Origin of the sequence: Vibrio sp. D404a (genome assembly GCF_030248535.1) — a bacterium.
Taxonomy (GTDB): Bacteria; Pseudomonadota; Gammaproteobacteria; order Enterobacterales; family Vibrionaceae; genus Vibrio.
In genome coordinates, this window is the sequence record NZ_JAHGAJ010000043.1 from 35,631 (window position 1) to 58,566 (window position 22,936).

Below are 22,936 nucleotides of genomic sequence, written 5' to 3' on the forward strand. Positions count from 1 at the left end.
TTTGAGTGCTTAACGACTGTGACTAGTAGTTTGGTGCTTTGAAGAAGTGACTCTCTACCAAACGTTGTGTGATTTGGTGAGAAGGGTTCGATAGCACTTCGTGGGTTTCTCCCGCTTCTACGACATCCCCCTCATGCATGACGATGATTTTGTCGGTGATGTGCTTTACGATGCCGATATGTTGAGACACGTAAACGAATGAAACGCCCATCTCTTCTTGCAACTCTAGGAACAGATTGATGATCTGTGAGCGCATTGCCATATCAAGACCGTTCAACGCCTCATCAGCAACGATGATGGAAGGCTGCAGAATCAATGCTCGCGCCAAACAAACCCTCTGCTTTTGTCCTGCCGCAAGCATCTGCGGGTAGAAGTAAGCGTGCTCGGGTAACAGACCCACACGCAGTAGAGTGTCTTTTACACGCTTCATACGCGCTTCTGGCGGCATATTGGTGTTTCGCTTGAGTGGACCTTCAAGAATACGACCGATCTGAATTCGTGGATTCAGTGACGTATTGGGATCTTGGAAGATCATCCTGATCAGCTTACAACGTGTTGAGTAGTCTTTGTGCTCGAGCTTTTCGCCGTTTACGCGAATTTCGCCGGAGGTTGGTTCAACCATGCCAGCCAACATACGGGCAAGTGTCGATTTACCCGAGCCGTTTTGACCGATAAATCCAATGGTTTGACCCGCTTCTAGAGTAAAACTCACCGGTTTCACCGCCTGATGAATCTTCTTACGAAAAAGCCCAGAGCGTGTCGTGAAATCTTTGGAAAGATCGCTGACTTCTAATAATGCACTCATGATTTCTTTTTCTTCTCCATATTCAGCGGGAAGTGACAACTAAACTTATGATTCTTAACGCGACTGGTGTGCGGGATCTCAACACACTGTCTTTGCGCGTAAGGGCAGCGAGGACCAAGGCGACAGCCAATCGGTAAATGTTGCAGTGGCGGTATTGAACCCGGTAGAGATTGCAGTTTTTCTTTGTGCGGTATCCAGTCGTTAAAATCTGGCATCGCCTTGAGCAGAGCCACGGTATACGGGTGCTTAGGCGCGTCGAGCAGCTTAGGCGTATCCGCTGATTCAACCGATTGTCCACAGTACATTACCGTGATTCGTGTAGCCCATTGAGTGATCGTTGTTAAGTCGTGCCCGATCAGAATGATGGTGGTGTTGTGGAGCTGATTCATTCGGCTCAACAGACGTAGAATCTGAGACTGAGTGATTGGGTCTAAGTCGTTGGTTGGTTCATCGGCAATCAATACCTTCGGCTTGGCTGCGATCGCCATTGCGATCATGACTTTCTGACACTCACCATCGGTTAACTCATAGGAATAGCTGTCCATGAGACGTGAGTGGTCTTTAATGCCGACTTTATGCAGCAGCGCAATGGCTTGTTTCTTCCGCCATTTGAAGCGTTGCCACCATTTGCCTTCAAAGGCGTGCGACGGAATCGCTTCAATCAGCTGGTGTCCAACCTTCTCAGAAGGGTCGAGACAGGTAGAAGGCTCCTGAAATATCATCGCGATATCACGGGCAATTACTCGACGACGTTCTTTCGGTGTCAGCTGTAGTAGGTCAATATTGCCCAAGCGCATACGGTCGGCGGAGACTTTCCAGTTCTCTTTACATACGCCAACGATCGCTTTAGCAACCAAGCTCTTACCTGAACCTGATTCACCCACTAGACCGCGAATTTCCCCTTCATTAAGGGTAATACTCATGCGGTCCACAGCCTTCACTAGGCCTTGTGGTGTTTCGATTTCAATAGTCAGATGTCGAATATCTAGTAACGGCATTATTCGATTCCTGCGTTAAGTGCTTGGCGTACGCCTTCACCGACTAAGTTGATGACAATAACTGTAAACATAATGGCAAGGCCGGGCAGGGTTACGGTCCAAGGCGCAAGGTAGATAAGCTCTACAGAGTCACCAAGGATTGAGCCCCATTCTGTACTTGGAGCCTGAGCGCCTAATCCTAGGAAGCCCAGAGCAGTAATATCGAGAATGGCAACGGACAGTGCCAACGTCACTTCTAACGCGACCACGGTAAGGATGTTCGGCAATATCGAGTTCCACAGCAGGTAGAAGTCGTTCGCGCCATCCAGACGAGATGCCATGATGTAGTCTTTCTCAACCTCTGCGTGCACAGCGATATAAACCGAGCGGATAAAACGCGGGATCAGCGCTAAGCAGATCGCGAGCAGAATGTTGAATTCACCAAAGCCAAGGAATGCGACAAAGATGATCGCCAGTAGCAGTGAAGGAATAGACATCACTGTATCAAGCAGGTGGTTTAGGGTACTTGATAACAAGCCTCGAGTCATACCCGCCAATACGCCAATCAAACAACCAATGACAGCCGCAATGAAAGTAATCACCACCGCTGCGCCGAAGGTTAATTGTGAACCAATGATCAGCCGTGACAGGATATCTCGTCCAAGGTCATCTGTACCTAAGAAGTATTCAACAGTACCCGCTGGATCCCACGATGGTGGCGTCAACAAGTGGCCTGTTTGTTCTTGGGCATCATGAGGTGCTAGCCAAGGCGCGGTGATAGTGACGAAGATAATCAGTACCAAGCACCACAGACCAAACATCGCTAGGTTGTTATTGCGGAAACTGCGCCAGAAACGCTCAAACTGAGTCGGGATGCGCTCTTCTTGGTAAACGTTACTTGTTAGCATACCACTCTTTCCTTACTAGAGGATTAATCATCGCGCCGATCAAATCCGATAGGATATTGGCTGTTAAAACCAGCGTTGCCACTACGATAACGCCTGCCTGAATCGAGACATAATCTTGATTCGACAGTGCATCAAGTAGCCAGCGGCCAATGCCCGGCCAGTTAAAGATGGACTCTGTGATGATAGCGAGCGTTAACATACTGGATAACTGAACACCGACTTTAGGAACAATCGGTGGAATCGCATTGCGCAGTACGTGTTGCGTCACGATCTCGCGAGTTGATAGACCCTTAATACGAGCCGCTCGAATGTAGTTTTGGGTCATGACTTCTGCTACAGAAGCACGCATCAAACGAATAACTTGTGTGGTTGGAGCGAGGGCTAACACCAAACATGGCAGTGCCATATGCTCAATCACACTTTGCAGTGCGTGCGCCTTGTATTTACCTTCAGCAAAGAAGGCATCAATGATCGCGAAACCTGTAACGGGCTCAATTTGATAAAGCAGGTCGTAACGACCGCCGACAGGGAACATCTCAAAGTGCAGAGAGAAAATCATGATCATCAACAGCGCAACCCAAAAGATAGGCGCTGAATAGCCGGCCATTGAAGTAAATGAGATCGTAGTATCAACAAATTTACCCTGACGCATGCCCGCTACCGTACCAAGTGGTATACCGATCAGTAGCGCCAGTACGAAGGCAAAGAAGCACAACTCAAGAGTGGCAGGGAACACTACAACCAGCTCATCATAAATCGGCACACCGTGCTTGCTGATACCAAAGTTCAGCGTCGACAGTTCACCGATATAGCTAAGCCACCCCGGCCAGAAATCTTGAATTGCCCAAGGGGAAGTTTGATCCAATCGCAGCAGAGCAAAACCAACAATCGTCAGAATCGCTAGCGTAATAACAAAGAGGTTGATGCGTCTTAACGTATACCAAAACATTACGGCTGCACCTCTCTACGAACTTGGTCGAAAGGCTGTGCGTTGAATGGGCTTTGCTTGAAGCCCGTTAACGAACGATCGTGTACACGGAATTGCACGCCATGAGCCAGTGGAATCACAGGGAACTCTTCATTAAGAATATTCTGAGCTTGGTGGTACAGGTTCACACGGTGTCTCTGTTGATTAATCTCTAAAGCGAGGTCGAGAAGAAAATCGAAATCGGAATTACACCACATCGAAACGTTCAACCCTGCGCGTTCAGACTGACAAGAGAGCAGCGGACGCAAGAAGTTGTCTGGGTCACCAGTGTGACCAATCCAACCGGTGAGCAATAGGTCGGTCGATGCGATTGAAGAGAGCTGAGTACGATCGAATCGATCGTCTGTGTAGAGCTTTAAGCTAATGCCGATATCAGCGAGGTTGGCTTGAATAAGCTCCGCCGTCTTACGCGGACTTGGGTTGTAGGCTCTTGGTTCAAGTGGAACCCACATTGAAAGCTCAAGCCCCGGTTCTACGCCTGCATCTTTTAGAAGAGCGACAGCGTAGTTTCGGTCGTAACGCACCTGTACTTGGTCTTTTTGATATGCCCAAGAGGTTGGCGGCAATAAGGTATAAGCTTTGCTGCCTGTGCCGTAGTAAACCGAATCCAAAATATTCTGGCGGTTGATCGCTAGATTCAACGCTTTACGCACGCGAGCATCGCGCAGGGCAGGGTGCTCAGTGTTTAGGGCAATAAACGACACATTCACAGCGGGTGTTGCCGTGATCTCTAGCTCTTCTTGAGCTTGAATGATCGGAATCTGACTGGAGATTGGAGAATTCAACACATCACACTCATTACGCAGCAACTTGGCGAGTGTACCTGTACCACGCTGAGAGGTATCAAATACCACTTGATCCATCTTTACGTCGCTCTTCCAGTAACCAGCGTGCTTTTTCAGACGAACAAGATCGTTGATCTGATAATCATCGAGATAAAAAGGACCGGTTCCGACAGGGTTTGAATCGAGACGGTTTTTTTCATCCAGCTCAATGAGTTGATTAGCGTACTCTTTTGAATGGATCACCGCATAGCTGGTGGCGATATTGGTCAGAAAAGAGTTGTCAGGGCGCGTTAATGTAAATTTAACCGTCAGCTCGTCGAGCGCTTCAATGTTTTCTACCAAATTTTGAAAGTCGATCCCGGCGAACCAAGGGTAAAGACCGCCGCCCACATAGTGGAATGGGTGGCTGCTGTTGGTAATACGCTCGAAGCTGAATACGATGTCTTGTGCGTTTAAGGTACGTGTTGGGGTGAACCAGTCTGTTGTCTGGAAATTCACATCAGGACGCAGTTTGAAGGTGTACTCGGTACCCGCCTTGTTCACTGACCATTCGGTAGCGATATTTGGCTGTGGACGATAAGTCTCTGGGTCAAGTTGCAGCAAGGTATCGAAAATCTGAGGGCTTAAAGATTCAGCGGTGATACCACTATCCACCAGTTGTGGATTGAAGGTACTCGGGTTTCCTTGGCCGCAATAAATAAAGCCTTTTTCTCGGATTTGGTCGTGATCGACGCTCTCTCCGCATCCAGCTAAAAAGCCAAGAGTGAAGATACCTAGTGACAGTCTTAATAGTGCTTTCATAAAAAGAAATACTTTTCGAAACGAGGCGGAAGAGGTGCCTCAAGATCCGGACAATTTAACATTTTATTTATTGCGCTCCAAATAATAATCCAGTGCTAGCAGTTATTTATCGCTGTTTTGCCCGACTATCGAATACTTCCTCACCATCCCTCTCAGTTGGTTGTAAGTGAGGCCAAGCAGTTCAGCGGCGTGTTTTTGATTGTACTTGCTTGTTTTTAGTGCCTGATTAAGAAGGGCTATGTCTTGTTCTTCCTGCCACGCCTTGTAATCCAGTGGCAGAGAAAATGTACGCTCATTAGAAGTATGGTCGCTTGATGCCTCATTGTCAGTTTCGATGGAAGTCTCATCCCACGTTGGTTGGAATGGATTAAACACCAATGATTCAATCGGGTTAGGATTACGACCATGTTGGTAGATTGCTCTTTCAATGACGTTCTTCAATTCACGCACGTTACCCGGCCATGGGTAGTCCAACAGAGCTTGGGCTGCTTCTGGGGAGAAACCGACAAACAGTTCAAGTTCTAGCTCGCGACACATCTTGATGGCGTAGTACTCAGCAAGGAGTGTGATGTCCTCTTTTCGTTCTCGAAGTGGTGGCAGGGTAATCACGTCAAACGCCAAGCGGTCGAGCAGGTCGGCTCTAAATTCCCCTTTGCTTGCCATATCGGGAAGGTCGGCGTTCGTTGCACACACCAATCTAACATTCGCATTCAGCGCTTTTTGACCACCCACACGCTCATACTGCCCATATTCAATCACTCGCAGCAGCTTCTCTTGGACGGCAAGTGGCGTGGTGGCTAACTCATCAAGAAATAGAGTGCCACCTTCCGCTCGCTCAAATCGACCTTGATGGCGACCCTTCGAGCCAGTAAATGAGCCGGACTCATGACCAAACAGCTCAGAATCAATCAGGCCTTCGCTCAACGTTGAGCAGTTGAGCGAGATGAGTGGCTGATCCCAACGTCTTGATAAGTAGTGAAGACGCTGTGCAATCAACTCTTTACCGGTACCACGTTCACCGATAATTAAAACTGGCCTTTCGATTGGGGCAAGCTGTGACACTTTATCGAGAACAGAAAGGAAACTCGGAGACTCTCCAATTAAGTTTTGCTGCATGGACGACCTTCTTAATGTGATGCTGTTTTATCAGTGGTGAAAAATACCAACTCTTGGTTAAATTCATCATAGCATCTGTTGGTATAATCACCATATAATATTAAGTTGTTGATTTTTAATGGGTATAAATTTGGCACGTAATTTGGATTACTAAGAGTAAGTTTATCCGCGAGTGATAACACCATTCGCACAGTATCCATGGTTATACCATTGGCTAAGTTGATTATTTAAGGAGTTCCTTATGGGTATTTTTTCTCGCTTTGCAGACATCGTAAATTCAAACATCAGCGCACTTCTCGACAAGGCTGAAGATCCAGAAAAAATGATTCGCCTTATCATCCAAGAGATGGAAGATACGCTAGTCGAAGTACGCACTAACTCAGCAAAAGCCATTGCGGACAAAAAAGAGTTGGCTCGTAAAGTTGAATCAATCGAGAACCAAATCTCTGATTGGCAACAAAAAGCGACGCTGGCGCTAACAAAGCAACGTGAAGATCTAGCAAGAGCGGCTCTAATCGAGAAGCAAAAACTAGAAGATGTCATCAAGAGCCTTCACACTGAGCAAACTCTGGTTGAAGAGACCATCGAGAAGTTAACCAGCGAAATTGGTAAGTTAGAAACCAAGATTGCAGAGACACGTGCAAAGCAGCAGGCTCTAGCGATTCGTAATACTGCAGCGAGCAACCGCCGTGATGTTCAAAGACACCTTCATTCAGGCAAAACCGATGAAGCAATGGCGAAATTCCAGCAAATGTCACGTAAAGTTGATGAACTTGAGGCAGAAGCGGATCTGTATGCTAAAACAGGTAGTGCGAAATCCCTCGACCAAGAATTTGCTGAACTGCAAGCTCAAGACGAGATTGAAAAAGAGCTCGCAAAACTAAAAGAGCAAGTCGAAAACCGCGATAAATAACCTAGGAGTTATCTATGTCATCATTTCTAATAGCTGGCCCACTGATTGTCTTTCTGATTTTTGTTGCTCCGCTATGGTTATTTTTGCACTACCGCAGTAAGAAGAAGTCGAGCAACGGTTTATCGGAAACAGATTTACAACGCTTGCATACGCTGTCGCAACAGGCTGAGTCTATGCAAGAGCGTGTTAAAACCTTAGAGAAGATTCTAGACGCGGAGTCCCCAAGCTGGAGACGAACTTATGAGTAGAGAACTGTATCGAGACCCAATAAACGGCAAGTTGTCTGGTGTCTGTGCAGGCTTGGCAAACTACTTTGGGTTAGAAGTGTGGTTGGTTCGCATCATGGTGATCTCAGCGGCACTGTTGGGCGGCAGCTTCCTCGTGATTCTGGCTTACTTGGCAATGACCTTCATGCTAGAAAAGCAACCAAGGCATTATGTCGACGAATTAAAGTCAAAACAGGAGCACACCCTCAAGCAAAAACCGTGGGAGCAGGGGCAAACACCAGAGTCCCTTCTCAACACCTTAGAGGGTGATTTTGAAAAGTTAGAGCGCGATGTGCGCAATATCGAAGCGTATGTCACATCCGATACTTTTAAAGTAAATCGCGCCTTTAAAAACATATAGGTCGCCACACCTTTAATTGAAGATAACGGCTTGGATGAATTCTATCCAAGCCGTTATTTTTTTTGGATATTTTCTCAAAAGAAATCCGGGCATTAACTGGTAAGTTAGATGCGATTCATCTATGTTAATAAAATATTTATAGATATGGATGATCTCAAATGTACAAAGCCTCCCTTGTCCTTGTGACAGCATTAGCAGGGCTGTCTGGGTGCGGTAAGGAGCTCCCTCCTGTCCCCGAACCCGAATCACGTCCAGCCAAACTCTTCACCGTTTCTGTAGGCAACAACTCTTTTAAACGCGATTTCCCAGCCACAACAGAAGCCGGTGACAAAGCCGTTCTAGCATTCCGAGTTCCCGGACTCTTACAAAGTATTGAGGTGAACGCAGGCCAGGAAGTTACCAAAGGTGATCCATTGGCGGTGCTAAACCCTGACGAATACCAACTTTTAGAGAAACAGGCGCGGGCGAACTATCTATTGGCTGATGTTCAATATGAGCGAGCAAAAAAACTGCGCAAAGACCGCGTCGTTTCTGAGCAAGACTTCGATGAAGCTAAAGCTAATCATAACTCCGCTAGAGCGGTTTTAGACCAGGCTCAAGCGAACCTTCGCTATACCACACTTGTTGCTCCATATGACGGTACGATTTCCATTATCCCAGCTGAAAATCATGAATACATCGCGGCCAAAGAAGGGATCATGAACATCCAGACTAACCAGATCATGAAGGTAGTCTTTCTACTCCCTGACCAGTTAATTACTCGATATTCTGCCGGTTTTGAAACTGAAGCAAAGATGATCTTTGATGCCTTCCCTGACTATTCCTATCCGTTGACCTTCCAAGAGGTTGATACGGAGGCTGACCCTAAAACGGGCTCATACAAAGTCACCATGGTAATGGAGCGTCCAAGTGATATCGGGATTTTGCCGGGCATGTCGGGTAACGTCTACCTCTCTTCGAACCGTGGTGCGGCAACCAAGATCCCGACCGCTGCGATGATCTCAGAGAACGACAATACCTATGTATGGCGGGTTAACAATAACGGCATCGTTGAAAAAGTCGCGATTGTGATAGATGAGAAAAGACATATTGTGTCGGGCCTTAATGACGGTGACCGTATCGTGACGTCAGGTGTCAACGAATTGCAATCCGGCGAAAAAGTTCGCGAATGGGTTAAAGAGAGAGGTCTGTAATATGAATAATCTAAAAAAGGTTGTTGGGCTCTCTTGTATCGCATTGCTAGCAGGTTGTGAGCGTGCCGTTGTGACTCCTGAAACTTATGTGCCTCTGGTCGGTGCGATGGAAGTGAAAGTGCTCGATTTTCACGATAAGTTGTATTTCCCTGCGGTGGCGAATGCAGCAGAAAAAGCGCGTTTGAGTTTTCGCGTTGCTGGAGAGATTAATAGGCTGACTGTTAAAGAAGGTGAGCGTGTTGAGAAAGGCGACATCATTGCTGAGTTAGACCCAACCGATTACCAGTTAGAAGTGGATAATGCTCGCGCCCGCTACACGGTGGTGAACAACCAATACAAGCGTTCTAGCCCTTTGGTCAAGAAAGGCTTATTGGCAAAGTCGCAGTTCGATGAAATTGCCGCGCAACGTCAAATTGCGTTTTCTGAGTTGGAGCTGGCAAAACTGCGCCTGTCTTTCACCAAGTTACGTGCACCAGTAGATGGCATCATTTCACGCGTCAGTGTTGACCAGTTTGAGAATATTCAAGTTGGGCAACAGATTGTCAATATTCACAGCGTTGAAGATGTTGAAGTCATTATCCAGCTACCTGACCGTATTTATGTGAATCAACCCACCGAAACTCTCGTTTCCGATATCCGCGCTCTGGTTCGTGTACCAAGTGGTAATGAGTATGAAGCAGGGATTAAAGAGTTCACAACAGAGCCAGATCCAAGTACTGGAACCTTTACAGTAACGCTGGCGCTGCCGATGCCAGCAGATGATTTAATTCTCGATGGCATGGCGGTGGAAGTGACCTCTTATGGACGAGATATCGGTCTTGAATTGAAAGCCGGTGTGCTTATCCCGATTGAGGCAGTATTTAATGCCGATGGGGATCCACTCGATAATAAAGACTCTTATGTGTGGGTGCTTAACGAAGACAACACAGTATCAAAACAGCAGATTGAACTCGGCAAGGCCAACCAAAAGACACTACAAGTTATCAAAGGTCTGGAGATTGGGCAGCGCATTGTAATAGCCGGCGTTTCAAAGCTAAGAGATGGGATGACAGTGGACGTATTGTCTCAGGAGACGAATAATGAGTGAAGTGAATAGCAAGCCTCAAAGCGACGATGAAGTAACGGGCGTTGCCGCCTATTTCATTCGCAATAAGGTGATCAGTTGGATGCTATCCCTTATTTTCTTGATTGGTGGTGTTTCTGCCTTCTTTGGTTTGGGGCGTTTAGAAGACCCAGCCTTCACCATCAAAGATGCTATGGTTGTTACCTCTTATCCGGGGGCTACGCCGCAACAAGTTGAAGAAGAGGTGACCTACCCACTTGAGAAAGCGATTCAGCAGCTGACTTATGTGGATGAGGTGAACTCGATTTCGAGTCGTGGTTTATCTCAAGTCACGGTGACCATGAAAAATAACTATGGCCCAGATGATCTTCCTCAGATCTGGGATGAATTGCGTCGTAAAGTCAATGACCTGAAGGGGCAATTGCCTCCGGGTGTAAACGACCCTCAAGTAATAGATGACTTTGGTGATGTGTACGGGATTTTACTTGCCGTTACCGGTGAAGGGTACTCCTACCGAGAATTGCTTGATTATATTGACTATCTGCGTCGAGAATTAGAGCTGGTGGAAGGGGTGAGTAAGGTTTCGGTCTCTGGGGAGCAGCAAGAGCAAGTCTTTATCGAGATCTCGATGAAAAAGATCAGCTCCTTGGGTATTTCTCCCAATACGGTGTTTAACTTACTTTCCACCCAGAATGTGGTTTCGGATGCTGGTGCGGTTCGAATTGGTGACGAATATATCCGTATTCACCCAACCGGCGAATTCGAAAATGTCGAACAGTTGGGCGACTTAATCTTAACCGAGGGAGACGCACAGGGTCTCATCTACCTAAAAGACGTAGCCGAAGTGAAGCGCGGCTACATCGAAGTACCAACCAATATCATTGGCTACAATGGCAAACTCGCGCTTAACTTGGGGATCTCCTTTGCACAAGGGGTTAACGTAGTGGCGGTGGGTGAAGCGTTCGACCGACGCCTTGCTGAGTTGAAATATCAACAACCTGTCGGTATTGATATCTCCGAGGTATACAACCAGCCGAAAGAGGTGGATAAATCAGTTAGTGGCTTTGTGGTCAGTCTCGGTCAAGCGGTAGCTATCGTAATTGTGGTACTGCTGTTCTTTATGGGACTGCGCTCGGGTTTGTTGATTGGTCTGATTCTGCTGCTCACCGTGTTTGGTACCTTCATTTTCATGCAGTACTTCAAGATTGATCTACAGCGTATCTCATTGGGGGCCTTGGTTATCGCACTGGGGATGCTGGTGGACAATGCCATTGTGGTGGTGGAAGGCATACTCATAGGCACCCAAAAAGGCCGAACGCGTATGCAAGCCGCCACAGACATCGTTACCCAAACCAAATGGCCACTATTAGGGGCGACGGTGATAGCCGTAACAGCGTTTGCACCGATCGGTTTATCAGAAGATGCGACGGGTGAGTACTGTGGTACCTTGTTTACGGTTCTGCTGATTTCTCTGATGCTGAGTTGGTTCACCGCGATTTCTATCACGCCTTTCTTTGCAGACATCTTCTTTAGAGGACAAAAGCTGAGCGGAGAGGGTGAAGATAACGACCCATACAAAGGTATGGTGTTTGTTATCTATAAGAAATTCTTAGAGTTTTGTATGAAACGCGCATGGTTGACGGTTGTTGTATTGATCGTTGGTCTTGGTGCGAGCGTGTATGGTTTTGGCTTTGTTAAGCAAGCTTTCTTCCCATCGTCGACGACACCGATGTTCCAAGTGGATGTTTGGATGCCAGAAGGTACGGATATCCGAGCAACCAACACTAAACTAAAAGTGTTGGAAAACTGGCTGTCTGAGCAAGAAGAGGTCGAACATATCACGACGACCGCCGGTAAGGGTTTACAACGTTTCATGCTGACGTACTCGCCAGAGAAGAGCTACAGTGCTTATGGTGAGATCACGACACGTGTGAAAAGTTATGAAGTGCTTGCTCCGCTGATGGTTCGCTTTAGAGAGTATGTGGACGCTAGCTTCCCTGAAATTAACTACAAGTTGAAGCAGATTGAACTTGGTCCTGGTGGCGGTGCGAAGATTGAAGCGCGCATTGTGGGTTCTGATCCAACCGTGCTGCGTTCTATTGCTGCGCAGGTGATGGACATTATGCACGCTGATCCGGGTGCCTTTAACGTTCGTCACGATTGGCGTGAAAGAACCAAGGTCTTAGAGCCTCAGTTCAATGAGAGCCAAGCGCGTCGTTACGGTATTACCAAATCCGATGTGGATGATTTCCTTGCGATGTCGTTCTCTGGTAAATCAATTGGTGTATATCGTGACGGTACTACGCTGATGCCTATCGTGGCACGTCTCCCTGATGATGAGCGTATCGATATTCGTAATATCGAAGGGATGAAAATCTGGAGCCCAGCATTGAGCGAGTTTATCCCTTTGCAACAAGTGACTTTGGGTTATGAACTGCAATGGGAAGATCCACTTATCATTCGTAAGAACCGTAAGCGTATGCTGACGGTTTTTGCTGACCCCGATTTGCTAGGTGAAGAGACCGCTTCTACGCTTCAAAAACGCTTAATGCCAGAGATTGAAGCGATTGAGATGCCACCGGGTTATTCACTAGAGTGGGGTGGGGAATATGAGTCTTCTACTGACGCGCAAGCTTCACTGTTTACCACCATGCCATTGGGTTACCTGTTTATGTTCTTGATCACGGTATTCCTGTTCAACTCGGTCAAAGAGCCGTTGATCGTCTGGTGTACCGTACCGCTTGCCCTCATTGGTGTTACCACGGGCTTGCTGGCGCTTAATACGCCGTTTGGCTTTATGGCACTGCTTGGTTTCTTGAGTTTATCAGGCATGCTTTTGAAGAATGGTATCGTACTGCTCGATCAAATTGATATTGAAATGAAGTCAGGTAAAGACCCATACGTTGCGGTAGTCGACGCGGCTTTAAGCCGTGTAAGACCAGTATGTATGGCTGCAATCACCACGATTCTGGGTATGATTCCGCTGCTTCCTGATATCTTCTTCAAGCCGATGGCGGTAACCATCATGTTTGGTTTGGGTTTTGCAACCGTACTTACGCTAATCGTAGTGCCAGTTTTGTATCGCCTATTCCACAAAATCAAAGTTGCCTAACATTTTAGGTTGGAGTTAATCACTATAGTGCCCCTAGCTGGGGCACTATTTGTTTGGTCGGCCGTTTGACCACACTGGAGAAGAATAATGACATCACAACAAGCTGAACAGACCTGCGCATGGGCATTGAAACATGAACTGGAAAGGGAGTATCACGATAACGAGTGGGGCATTCCGGTTCATGATGATAAGGTTCTGTTTGAGTTTATAACTCTTGAGGGAGCACAGGCTGGCTTAAGCTGGATTACCATCTTGAAAAAGAGAGAGGGCTACCGCGCTGCGTTTAAAGGATACGATTTAGAGGCACTGGCTGCGATGGATGAATCACATGTAGCCGGCATTATCGAACAGTACGATGTGGTGAAGCATAAAGGGAAAATTGCCTCTGTGTTTGGCAATGCTCGAGCAGCGTTAGAGTTGCAGAAAGAGTTCGGCTCAATTTCCAATGCACTGTGGCAATTTGTCGACCATCAAGTCGTGATGAATCATTGGAAAGAGATGTCGGAAGTTCCGGCGTCAACCGAGCAGTCGAAGGCAATGAGCAAGTTTCTCAAGAAGCGCGGCTTTAAGTTTGTTGGAGAGACGATCTGTTATGCGTTTATGCAAGCTGTAGGCATGGTAAACGACCATTTGGTTGATTGCCCAAAGAGGTAACCAAATAGCTTGTTTGACACTAGGAAGGGGCATCACCAAACACAGCCTATTTAGTCTCTAGTGGAAAATGGACTAGTCTTTTCTATACTTTTCAATATTATATACGGCTGATGCGTAATATTTATAAAAGATTGTGAAAAGACAAAATTATCAAATATGTGAGGCCACCTATGATCCACTACGTAGGCAGTTTCACTTCAATGATGGTGAGGTTGAAACCCTTTCTCCACTTGAAGGAAAAGTCTTCCTTTTCTTATTACAGAACCTAGGCGATTGTGTCGAACGCAGCGTACTTTTTAATGAATGCTGGGGGGATGTGATTGTCTCCGAGCAAGCGCTGACCAACGTTGTTTCAAAGCTGCGTAAAACGCTCGCCAAAGTAACCTGTGATTGTGCAACGATTCGAACGGTCAGCAAGACAGGCTACTTACTTGAGGTCTCATCACTAAAACCCAATGAGCTAGATAAGTCAGATGAGCCTTCAATTGGCACAGAAAACGCAAGCCAGAATGCAGATTTTGAGACTCAATCGCAACCTACTCAATCACAGCAGTCTGAACAAACACCAGAACAATCCGCGACATCGAGTGTAAATCCAAAAACAGTGGCTTTAGAAGAGCAATCTCGTGGTTATCTCAATGTTGGATTTTTTGTGGCAGTCGCACTGTGCCTAGCGGTGGTGGTATTTAACTTGTATCGAACTTTTGACTCTTCATTGCCTTATTTCGTCGACAAGTCCAATTATAAATATAGCCAAGTAGATGGCAGTAACCATCACTATCTACATGTGGTGAGAGAGGGGCGTTACTCCATTGAAGAGTTAAAGCTTGTACTCGCGAGGCTGTTGCCAAAGCCATGCCAATTGAGTGTGTTTATGCGTATCTACCCATCGGTTGACTCACCGGACGACGATGCCTTGAGCCTGTTCATACTTAATGGGAGTGGGCATTCGTTTAATTACTCTGCCTCTATCTTTGACCCCAAAACGTCCTTTGATTCGCTTTCAGAGTATGTAGTGACAAGAGATTACCTATGCGGATTGTAATATTAGTGGTGTTGATGTTGGTTGCAGGGATGAGCTTTACCCTAGATACAGAGTCTCTTTCTGGCACGCGTTGGCACTGTAAAACCATGAAAACCGATTTTCTTTCTCAAGCCTATCAGCCCTATCAGTCTATGTATGAGAGGATGATCTTCACTTTTCAATCTGATGAAACGTTTAGCATCAAAGAGTTTGTCACCATAACTGGCAAAGACCAGTCGAGGCACGATGTCGAAAACCTATATAGCGGACACTATAAGAAGAGTGGCGATCACATCTCGGTGACGGTTGATGATGTGCGCACCTTGGTAGAGCATCCAGACTTGGTGATCAACAAAGAGTATAGTGAGTATCAAGGTGTCACGATTGACTACAATTATCAGCTCAAAGATAACTTCCTCTATCTGTTTAATGACAGCCGCTCAGAGATATTTAACTCGACGTGTTATCAAGTGAATTAGTAGGCTTTCCGCACAAAAAAGGCAGCTCATTGGCTGCCTTCTTCATTGGTTATCTCGGTATGCTCAATCTGAGCACTTCGATTAAAGTAGCGCGTTGTAACGCTCAAAGCCAGCTTCTAAATCTGCAATCAAATCTTCAACGTCTTCAAGACCGATATGTAGGCGGATAAGTGTGCCTTCAAAGTTCGGGTTAGCAACTGTTCGCAGGCTATCAAAGCTCTTCGGCTCGTTCGCAAGAATCAGGCTCTCAAAGCCACCCCATGAGTAACCCATGCTGAAATGTTTCATACCATCGAGCAGTGCTGTGGTTGCACGAGGGTAGGTAGTTTTAAGCACGAATGAAAATAGGCCGTTACCGCCTGTGAAGTCGCGTTCAAAGAATTCATGACCTGGGCAGCTTTCTAAAGCAGGGTGACGAACATGATCAACCTCTGGACGACTCTGTAGCCATTGAGCCACTTTCAAGCTGTTCTCGGCATGTTGACGCAGGCGTACATCCAGCGTTCGAATACCGCGTAGCCCTAGGTATGCATCATCTGGTGATACACATTGACCCATTAGGTAGCTTTGTTCACGCAGTTGATCCCAGTGCTTTTCGTTCGCGACAGCTGTACCAAGCATCACATCAGAGTGGCCAACGATGTATTTGGTTGCTGCCTGAATTGAGATATCGACACCGTAGTCAAACGGCGAGAAGTTCAAACCTGCTGCCCACGTATTATCAAGCATGACAATAATATCGTGTTGATGCGCGATACGTGCAAGCGTTGGGATGTCTTGCACTTCCATGGTGATAGAACCCGGAGACTCGGTAAATAGCACCTTAGTGTTCGGCTGAATTAGGTCTTTAATGCCTTCGCCAATGGTTGGCTCATAGTAGGTTGTTTCAACGCCCATCTTCTTCATGATGGTGTCACAGAAGTCACGTGTTGGTTCGTAACAAGTGTCGACCATCAGAATATGGTCGCCAGTTTCTACAAACGAAAGGATGGCATTAGAAATCGCCGCCGTACCACATGGATATAGGGCACAACCCGCACCACCTTCAAGGTCGACCATTGCATCTTGGAAAGCAAAGTGTGTGTTTGTGCCACGGCGGCCGTAGAAGAGGGTCTTGTTGGCACGGTTTACGGTTGCTTTGTGCTTTTCAGCAACGGTATCAAACACAACGGTTGATGCACGTTGAACGGGTGGGTTTACCACACCATTGGTCCACTTCTTATCGCGGCCCGCCGTGATCAATTTGGTTGTTTTGCTTTCGGACATACTCTGAATTCCTTATCTATCTATTATGCTCTATTTAAAACATGCCATTGGGTACGAAAGCAAGGGGAGTTAAAGAGTTTTTGTAATTAATACCAATCACAGTAAGTAAGTGAGCAGAGATAGCGCAGGGAAAAGGCTTGAGAACAAGGCAGCTTTTCTACAATAGGGAAGCTTCGATAAGTAGTAGCCCTACAATCAAAAATTCTAACGCAGTTATCAAGCCTTTTAACAAGCTAGAATGAGCAATTATTTACTACGATTGGTATACAGACCCTTTGTTGAAAAAGGGTCTAGGAAAACTATAGAGGAAGGAATTCAAAACCTAGAGTAATGGATTGAACAGGTAAAATAGACGCTCGAAGAAGCGAGATTGTAAGCTTCGCTCTTGCCACTTCTCTAGGCTAACAGGGTGAGACGTTTCGATGTACGATTCCTGAAGATCAGCCAGTTGGCGCGTGAAGCTGACGTCATCGACGGCTAACGTCACCTCAAAGTTGAGCCAGAAGCTGCGCATGTCTATGTTGACCGTACCGATCAAGCAGAACTCCTCATCGATCACTACGGACTTGGTGTGCAGCAAGCCGCCATAGAATTCATAGATCTTCACACCCGCTTCGAGCAATTCCGTATAAAAGGCGCGAGAGGCCCATTTCACCATTAGCGAATCGTTGCTTTGTGGGATCACCAGCTCAAAATTGACGCCTCGCTGCGCGGTCATTTTCAGGGTCTCAAGCAAATCAGCACTCGGAACAAAGTAAGGAGTAGTGATACGAACCGAACGGTTAGCTTGATTGATTGCAATACTCAATACCTGAAGAATGAGGTATTCAGGCATGCCAGGGCCCGATGGTACTACTTGTACCGGGTGTCTAACCTCAGAGTCTTCGACTTTGCATTCCGGGAGCGCAGGCAGAATACGTTCGCCAGTTTCTACTTCCCAGTCCCAACCGTGGATTGCTGATAGCACATTTACGGTTGGGCCTGTAACGCGCACCATGACATCGATCCATTGTCCAACACCAGCGCCTTGCTTGAAGTGCGCTGGATCGACCATGTTCATTGAGCCTGTATAGGCAACGGCTTCGTCGATGACGATGATTTTACGGTGCTGTCTGAGGTCGAGGCGGCGAAGGAACATACGCCAAGGGCTTACCTCAAGAGCTTGAACGACTTGAACACCCGCATCTCTCATCATTGAACGCCAATGACTTTTGAAGAAACGTGGTGACCCCGCTGAGTCCAATAATACTTTGACATCCACTCCACGTTTAGCCGCTCGGATTAATGCTGAAGCAACAGAATCAGTAAGTCCGCCAGGGTGCCAAATATAGAAGACCATCTTGATGCTGGTTTGCGCGTTTTCGATGTCCTCAATGATCGAATGTAAGATTTCATTCGGTGAAGATTGAAGAGAGAGGGTATTGCCGCTGAGCGCTGGAATGCCCATACGGTTATTACACAGCTCATCGATTTTATGGATCGGTGAGCCTACTTTGCCAGGCAAATGCACTTGGCAATGATTGAGTTGACGGAACCAGTCGCCGAAAGGAGTAAACATACGCTGGGCACGTTCCGCTCTTTTTCTTCCTAGATTGAGTTCACCGAATAAAAAATAGCAGGCAACGCCCACAATTGGGACTATGTAAATGACGAGAAGCCAAGATAACGATACGCTAACAGAGCGTCTTTTCAGTACAACTCGTAGCGTAACACCGGCGACCAGTACCCAATAGAGTACAACGGCTGCCAAAGTCAAAAAGTGATAGAGCTTTTCCACATCTAATACTCGAAAAAAGAGACACTTAGATAGTAATGCTATTTTGACAATATGGGAATTTAAGAGAACAACTATTTACAAATTAGAGCTAAAGCTGTAAATAGGTGAAAGTTGTTAAGTTTAAGTTAACTTAAGAAGAAAACGATTGTTTTGTATGAAAAGTCGGCATTTAACCATAAAATTTTACATTGGTAACGAAATATGTACGGTTCGGGCTTCCAATTTTAATCTTAAACTGGTTTACTTGCTATACATTGAGCGTCAATCAAATTCTTGAGGATGTAAACAAAGATTTACACCTTTCTTTTAATAAGACGCCACCCAAAGCAACACACAACATTACACAACATACAAATTTTGGAGTTAAAGTGGCTACTAGTAATACAACCACAAAACCTCGTGATACCTGGGGTTCGAAACTTGGATTCGTAATGGCTGCAGCAGGTTCTGCTGTTGGTCTAGGTAACATCTGGAAATTTCCTTACACAGCAGGTGAGAGTGGCGGCGGTGCGTTCGTTGCAATCTACCTATTCTTTGTAATCTTCATTGGTTTCAGCGTCATGCTGACTGAATTTGCTATTGGCCGTCATACGCAAAAATCAGCAGTAGGTGCATTCAAAACAACAGACCGTCGTTGGACGTTCGCTGGTGTTATCGGCGTAGTAAGTGGTCTACTTATCATGGGTTTCTACCCTGTAGTAGGTGGCTGGTCTATCGCATACATCGGTAAGATTGCTGGTGGTCTTCTAGACGCACCTGAAGCAATCGGCGACAGCTTCGGTGGCTTCATCTCGAACCCTGTTCAACCACTAATGTGGATGGGCCTATACCTACTTCTAAACATTGTTATTGTTATGAAAGGTATCTCGGGCGGTATCGAGAAAGCAGGTAAGATCCTGATGCCACTTCTGTTCATCATCCTTATCGTAGTATCTATCAAAGGCATCATGCTTCCGGGCGCGATGGCGGGTCTAGAATTCCTATTCAGCCCTGATTTCTCTAAGGTAGACAGCAATGTAATTCTTGCTGCACTTGGTCAAGCATTCTTCTCTCTATCTCTAGGTATGGGTTGTATGTTGACTTACGGTTCTTACCTTAAGAAGAAAGAAAACCTAGTTCAAACAACAGCAATGGTTACAGCAATGGATACAGGTGTTGCTATCCTAGCTGGTGTTGCAATGTTCCCTGCAATGTTCGCATTCGGCATGGAGCCAGCAGCAGGCCCTGGTCTAGTATTCGTTGTTGTTCCTCAGCTATTTGCTGAAATGGGCGGCGTAATCGGTCTTCTGTTTGCACTGATGTTCTTCATCGGTCTAAGTGTTGCGGCTCTAACATCTTCAGTATCTCTACTTGAGGTTGTGGTTTCTTACCTAATCGACGAGAAGGGCATGAAGCGTGTAACAGCTGTACTGTCTGCAAGTGTAGTAATGGCGACACTGTGTATCTTCGCTTCTCTATCACTAGGCGGCGTAGGTCCAACACTATTCGACACTGGCGCATTCGACATCTTCGACCTACTAACTGACAAGATCTTCCTAGCAGTTGGCGGTATGTTGGTATGTATCTTCGCTGGTTGGAGACTAAACCGTGCAGACCTAGAGAAAGAAATCACTAACGACGGTGAAGTATCTTTCCCACTATTCGGTCTATGGTACAACCTAGTTAAGTTTGTTATCCCAGTAGCAATCGCAATCGTTGCATTCATGGGTATCTCTTCTGGTTTCGATAGCGGTAAAGGTGCAATCATGCTTCTAGGTATCGGTATCATTGCAGGTTCAGCGCTAATTTCTAAGAAATTGTAATCACGACCTTCAAAGTCAAACGAATCGAAAGCGAGAGTCTTAGGACTCTCGTTTTTTTGTGCCCATTACCAACTCCTTAATATTTTTAATAGTTTCTCGTTCTGTTTTTTCTAAAGTTATTCGTATAGTTGTCGATATATATTTAGCATAAAGATATGCGAAGTGAATATTGACTCCCTTAGGAAGGTGAAACGTGAAATTGTCTGTAAGAAAAAAACTGTATGCAGGCTTTAGCTCTATTTTGGCGCTAATGATTGTATTGGTGTCTTTTGTCTGGATTGAAGTGACCAGTTCTCACCGTGTCGCGGACGAGATCCGAATGGATGACGTACCAGAGTTGGTGAACTACCTCGTTCTGGTTGACGAAACAGCGGACGTATACCGTGACGCAATGGGTACGATTACCCATGTGAATGGTGCGATTAACGACTACCGCGCAAACAAAGGTCAGTTCTTTGAAGCGATTAATAAGGTCAAGGCACTAGAGAGCGTAGGGACTCCAGATTACCGTCGAATTGAGCGTGTTGAGAGCTTAATGAAAGACTTCTCGGCAGCATTTGAGAATCAAATAGCGCCTAGAGCCAACCAAGAGAGTGCATTCTTAGATAATATCCGCGATTTACGTAGCCTTTATGAGCAGTACCTAGTGCCCATCGAAGCCCTACTTGACGAAGCATCTATTGCTGAGGAAGTTCAGACGGACAAGGCGCTACTAACACTTACAGACTCATTTACGTCAATGGAACGTATGATTCTAATCCTGACGGCAGTATCAATCGTGACAGGTGCGGTTATCGCTTACCTATTGTCGAACTCAATTACGAGTCGTCTGACAAAAGTGGAGCAGGTTGCACGCAAAGTGGCGAGTGGCGACCTGACTGCGGAAGATATTGTGGATAGTTCTGATGACGAACTGGCGTACTTAGGTCAGTCGATCAATCAGATGCAGAAATCGCTCGTCGGCCTGATCGGATCTATTTCCTCTGTGACAAACCAAGTTCAAACAGCGACGGGTGAGCTCTCTTCTATCAGCCGTGACATTGTATCTGGTGCTTCTGCACAAGCTGATAAAGCGACGCTGATTGCAACGGCAGCTGAAGAGCTTAGCTTGACGATTTCAGAAGTTGCTCAGCAGGGTACATCCACCTATGAAGAAGCACGTCGTTCAGAGACTTCAGCAGAAGATGGTCGCTCGGTGATCGTAGATATGGTGACGAGCATCCAGCAAGTATCGACGCAAATGGGTGAGATGTCAGAGCAGATGAATACGCTTGGCTCTCACGGTGAGCAGATTGGCAGCGTGATTAAAGTGATCGAAGATATTGCTGAGCAAACTAACCTATTAGCATTGAATGCGGCGATTGAAGCGGCGCGTGCCGGTGAATTTGGTCGTGGCTTTGCAGTGGTAGCGGATGAGGTTCGAGCGCTAGCTGAGCGTACGACCAAAGCGACTCAAGAGGTTTCGGGCATCATTCAAGCGATTCAATCGGGTACGCAAGAAGCGGTGACTTATACTCAAGATAACTGCCGATTGGTGGACATTGGTGTTGAGCAGAGCTCAGGTGCAGTTCAGGCTCTAGAAGCGATTGTAAACGGAGCAGCCAATGTACAAAGCATGGTTAACTCAATTGCAACCGCGGCAGAAGAGCAGACAGCCGTAACTAAAGAGATTGCTGCTGACATCACTGCAATCAGTGATATCTCTGAATCTTCTTTGCAACTGGCAACGCGTAGCTCAGAGAGCACAATGAGCTTGAACGCTAAGGTTAAAGAGCTAGAAACCTTACTTGGTCAATTTAAACTTGCTTAAACCATCGTAAAGATGGGGGAAGGCATTATTGAGCCCACGACTGTTGAACAATCAGTCGTGGGCTTTTTCATTACTGTTATCTGGTGTTAGACAAGGTATACTTCACGCTCGATTACGGAGTAAGCCTTTTCATGTTCGACATTCTTGTAAACCACTCAGATTTTTTACTTATCAATAAGCATCCGGGCGTTAGTGTCCATAAGGATGACGGTGATACGATGCTGCTTCAAGAGGTGGCTAGATCACTCGACATTGAAAAGCTCTACCTTGTGCATCGCTTAGATAAAATGACATCAGGCATTCTATTACTCGCCAAACATGCAGCAGCGGCCAGTGAGCTGTCTCAGTTGTTTGCGAATAGAGAGGTAGAAAAGTACTACCTTGCGATTGGCTCTAAAAAGCCGAAGAAGAAGCAGGGGCTGATCGTGGGTGACATGGAGCGTTCGCGACGCTCTAGCTGGAAGCTGATCAACACCAAACAGAACCCAGCGGTAACGCAGTTTTTATCTGCAGCGGCAGAGCCGGGTGAAAGACTACTACTCTGCAAGCCTTATACTGGGCGCACTCATCAAATTCGCGTGGCGATGAAGTCTATAGGCTCTGCTATCGTCGGCGACCCAATTTATAATTCATCGAGTCAATCTGATCGTGGCTATCTGCATGCCTTTGCGATCCGATTCACCTATCAATCTCAAGTATTTGAGCACGTGTGTGACCCGAGAACACATCAGTCGCTAGGCCAAAAGTGGTCGCATGAGATCGTATCAACAGGGTTGGATACTTGGCTTGAACCTTGGTCACTGGCGTGGCCAAAGCTAAACATTAAGTGAGAGATA

At 46.4% G+C, this 22,936-nt stretch carries 20 protein-coding genes; 12 read left to right on the forward strand and 8 right to left on the reverse strand.

Features of this window, described 5'->3' with window-relative positions:
* Nucleotides 1-22: 22 nt before the first annotated feature.
* The 6 genes from KI655_RS21300 to pspF form a co-directional block, all read right to left on the reverse strand.
* Nucleotides 23-805 carry an ATP-binding cassette domain-containing protein gene (locus tag KI655_RS21300; protein WP_285408479.1) on the reverse strand — a complete coding sequence of 261 codons (783 nt, stop codon included), beginning with the start codon at nucleotides 803-805 and terminating at the stop codon, nucleotides 23-25.
* Entirely contained in the window at nucleotides 802-1,803 is a 1,002-nt protein-coding gene (locus KI655_RS21305) for an oligopeptide/dipeptide ABC transporter ATP-binding protein (RefSeq protein WP_285408481.1), read from the reverse strand. The genes KI655_RS21300 and KI655_RS21305 overlap by 4 nt, the downstream gene beginning before the upstream one ends.
* Nucleotides 1,803-2,690, reverse strand: a complete 888-nt coding sequence (gene sapC / locus KI655_RS21310) for a putrescine export ABC transporter permease SapC (RefSeq protein ID WP_285408482.1) — start codon at nucleotides 2,688-2,690, stop codon at nucleotides 1,803-1,805. Before sapC ends, KI655_RS21305 begins: the two co-directional genes overlap by 1 nt.
* Nucleotides 2,677-3,639, reverse strand: a complete 963-nt coding sequence (locus tag KI655_RS21315; protein WP_285408483.1) for an ABC transporter permease subunit — start codon at nucleotides 3,637-3,639, stop codon at nucleotides 2,677-2,679. Before KI655_RS21315 ends, sapC begins: the two co-directional genes overlap by 14 nt.
* On the reverse strand, nucleotides 3,639-5,264 hold the full coding sequence (gene sapA / locus KI655_RS21320) for an ABC transporter substrate-binding protein SapA (protein WP_285408484.1): 1,626 nt from the start codon (nucleotides 5,262-5,264) through the stop codon (nucleotides 3,639-3,641). Before sapA ends, KI655_RS21315 begins: the two co-directional genes overlap by 1 nt.
* Nucleotides 5,265-5,366: 102 nt before the next feature.
* Nucleotides 5,367-6,380, reverse strand: a complete 1,014-nt coding sequence (gene pspF / locus KI655_RS21325) for a phage shock protein operon transcriptional activator (RefSeq protein WP_285408485.1) — start codon at nucleotides 6,378-6,380, stop codon at nucleotides 5,367-5,369.
* A 241-nt stretch (nucleotides 6,381-6,621) separates the two neighbouring features.
* On the opposite strand from pspF, the gene pspA reads away from it, so the two are divergent.
* From pspA to KI655_RS21370, 9 genes are all read left to right on the forward strand, one after another.
* The gene (gene pspA / locus KI655_RS21330) at nucleotides 6,622-7,293 is read left to right on the forward strand and encodes a phage shock protein PspA (RefSeq protein WP_285408487.1); all 672 of its coding nucleotides are present in this window, start codon (nucleotides 6,622-6,624) and stop codon (nucleotides 7,291-7,293) included.
* Between the two features lie 14 nt (nucleotides 7,294-7,307).
* Entirely contained in the window at nucleotides 7,308-7,541 is a 234-nt protein-coding gene (gene pspB, locus KI655_RS21335; RefSeq protein WP_285408489.1) for an envelope stress response membrane protein PspB, read from the forward strand.
* Nucleotides 7,534-7,920, forward strand: a complete 387-nt coding sequence (gene pspC / locus KI655_RS21340; RefSeq protein ID WP_285408490.1) for an envelope stress response membrane protein PspC — start codon at nucleotides 7,534-7,536, stop codon at nucleotides 7,918-7,920. Before pspB ends, pspC begins: the two co-directional genes overlap by 8 nt.
* A gap of 158 nt (nucleotides 7,921-8,078) precedes the next feature.
* Nucleotides 8,079-9,113, forward strand: a complete 1,035-nt coding sequence (locus tag KI655_RS21345; RefSeq protein WP_285408491.1) for an efflux RND transporter periplasmic adaptor subunit — start codon at nucleotides 8,079-8,081, stop codon at nucleotides 9,111-9,113.
* Between the two features lies 1 nt (nucleotide 9,114).
* The gene (locus tag KI655_RS21350; protein WP_285408492.1) at nucleotides 9,115-10,200 is read left to right on the forward strand and encodes an efflux RND transporter periplasmic adaptor subunit; all 1,086 of its coding nucleotides are present in this window, start codon (nucleotides 9,115-9,117) and stop codon (nucleotides 10,198-10,200) included.
* Nucleotides 10,193-13,288: an efflux RND transporter permease subunit gene (locus tag KI655_RS21355; RefSeq protein ID WP_285408493.1), complete on the forward strand. Its 3,096-nt coding sequence runs from the start codon at nucleotides 10,193-10,195 to the stop codon at nucleotides 13,286-13,288. Before KI655_RS21350 ends, KI655_RS21355 begins: the two co-directional genes overlap by 8 nt.
* 87 nt (nucleotides 13,289-13,375) lie before the next feature.
* Nucleotides 13,376-13,942 (forward strand): DNA-3-methyladenine glycosylase I, encoded by a 567-nt coding sequence (locus tag KI655_RS21360; protein ID WP_285408495.1) that lies wholly within the window; start codon nucleotides 13,376-13,378, stop codon nucleotides 13,940-13,942.
* A gap of 133 nt (nucleotides 13,943-14,075) precedes the next feature.
* Complete coding sequence (locus KI655_RS21365) at nucleotides 14,076-14,987, forward strand: winged helix-turn-helix domain-containing protein (protein WP_285408496.1); 912 nt, start codon at nucleotides 14,076-14,078, stop codon at nucleotides 14,985-14,987.
* Nucleotides 14,975-15,445, forward strand: coding sequence for a hypothetical protein (locus KI655_RS21370; RefSeq protein WP_285408497.1), 471 nt, complete (start codon nucleotides 14,975-14,977; stop codon nucleotides 15,443-15,445). The genes KI655_RS21365 and KI655_RS21370 overlap by 13 nt, the downstream gene beginning before the upstream one ends.
* Nucleotides 15,446-15,526: 81 nt before the next feature.
* Here the strand turns inward: KI655_RS21370 and KI655_RS21375 are convergent, their stop codons facing one another.
* Both KI655_RS21375 and cls read right to left on the reverse strand, forming a co-directional pair.
* A complete protein-coding gene (locus KI655_RS21375; protein WP_285408498.1) occupies nucleotides 15,527-16,711 on the reverse strand; it encodes a cystathionine beta-lyase in 1,185 nt (394 codons plus the stop codon).
* Between the two features lie 322 nt (nucleotides 16,712-17,033).
* Nucleotides 17,034-18,488 (reverse strand): cardiolipin synthase, encoded by a 1,455-nt coding sequence (cls, locus tag KI655_RS21380; protein WP_285408499.1) that lies wholly within the window; start codon nucleotides 18,486-18,488, stop codon nucleotides 17,034-17,036.
* A 368-nt stretch (nucleotides 18,489-18,856) separates the two neighbouring features.
* Between cls and KI655_RS21385 the strand changes: the two genes are divergently transcribed.
* The 3 genes from KI655_RS21385 to KI655_RS21395 all read left to right on the forward strand — a co-directional run bounded on the left by KI655_RS21385 (nucleotide 18,857) and on the right by KI655_RS21395 (nucleotide 22,930).
* On the forward strand, nucleotides 18,857-20,290 hold the full coding sequence (locus tag KI655_RS21385; RefSeq protein WP_285408500.1) for a sodium-dependent transporter: 1,434 nt from the start codon (nucleotides 18,857-18,859) through the stop codon (nucleotides 20,288-20,290).
* A gap of 193 nt (nucleotides 20,291-20,483) precedes the next feature.
* Nucleotides 20,484-22,100, forward strand: coding sequence for a methyl-accepting chemotaxis protein (locus tag KI655_RS21390; RefSeq protein WP_285408501.1), 1,617 nt, complete (start codon nucleotides 20,484-20,486; stop codon nucleotides 22,098-22,100).
* Between the two features lie 131 nt (nucleotides 22,101-22,231).
* The gene (locus KI655_RS21395) at nucleotides 22,232-22,930 is read left to right on the forward strand and encodes a TIGR01621 family pseudouridine synthase (protein WP_285408503.1); all 699 of its coding nucleotides are present in this window, start codon (nucleotides 22,232-22,234) and stop codon (nucleotides 22,928-22,930) included.
* Nucleotides 22,931-22,936: the final 6 nt, after the last annotated feature.

Excerpts from the sequence above, each read along its gene's own strand:
- KI655_RS21370 (WP_285408497.1), top strand. The coding sequence starts at position 14,975 with ATGCGGATTGTAATATTAGTGGTGTTGATGTTGGTTGCAGGGATGAGC.
- KI655_RS21345 (WP_285408491.1), top strand. The coding sequence starts at position 8,079 with ATGTACAAAGCCTCCCTTGTCCTTGTGACAGCATTAGCAGGGCTGTCT.
- KI655_RS21360 (WP_285408495.1), top strand. The coding sequence starts at position 13,376 with ATGACATCACAACAAGCTGAACAGACCTGCGCATGGGCATTGAAACAT.
- pspA (WP_285408487.1), top strand. The coding sequence starts at position 6,622 with ATGGGTATTTTTTCTCGCTTTGCAGACATCGTAAATTCAAACATCAGC.
- KI655_RS21300 (WP_285408479.1), bottom strand. The coding sequence starts at position 805 with ATGAGTGCATTATTAGAAGTCAGCGATCTTTCCAAAGATTTCACGACA.
- pspF (WP_285408485.1), bottom strand. The coding sequence starts at position 6,380 with ATGCAGCAAAACTTAATTGGAGAGTCTCCGAGTTTCCTTTCTGTTCTC.
- KI655_RS21395 (WP_285408503.1), top strand. The coding sequence starts at position 22,232 with ATGTTCGACATTCTTGTAAACCACTCAGATTTTTTACTTATCAATAAG.
- sapC (WP_285408482.1), bottom strand. The coding sequence starts at position 2,690 with ATGCTAACAAGTAACGTTTACCAAGAAGAGCGCATCCCGACTCAGTTT.
- sapA (WP_285408484.1), bottom strand. The coding sequence starts at position 5,264 with ATGAAAGCACTATTAAGACTGTCACTAGGTATCTTCACTCTTGGCTTT.
- pspC (WP_285408490.1), top strand. The coding sequence starts at position 7,534 with ATGAGTAGAGAACTGTATCGAGACCCAATAAACGGCAAGTTGTCTGGT.
- KI655_RS21305 (WP_285408481.1), bottom strand. The coding sequence starts at position 1,803 with ATGCCGTTACTAGATATTCGACATCTGACTATTGAAATCGAAACACCA.
- KI655_RS21355 (WP_285408493.1), top strand. The coding sequence starts at position 10,193 with ATGAGTGAAGTGAATAGCAAGCCTCAAAGCGACGATGAAGTAACGGGC.
- pspB (WP_285408489.1), top strand. The coding sequence starts at position 7,308 with ATGTCATCATTTCTAATAGCTGGCCCACTGATTGTCTTTCTGATTTTT.
- KI655_RS21350 (WP_285408492.1), top strand. The coding sequence starts at position 9,115 with ATGAATAATCTAAAAAAGGTTGTTGGGCTCTCTTGTATCGCATTGCTA.
- KI655_RS21375 (WP_285408498.1), bottom strand. The coding sequence starts at position 16,711 with ATGTCCGAAAGCAAAACAACCAAATTGATCACGGCGGGCCGCGATAAG.
- KI655_RS21315 (WP_285408483.1), bottom strand. The coding sequence starts at position 3,639 with ATGTTTTGGTATACGTTAAGACGCATCAACCTCTTTGTTATTACGCTA.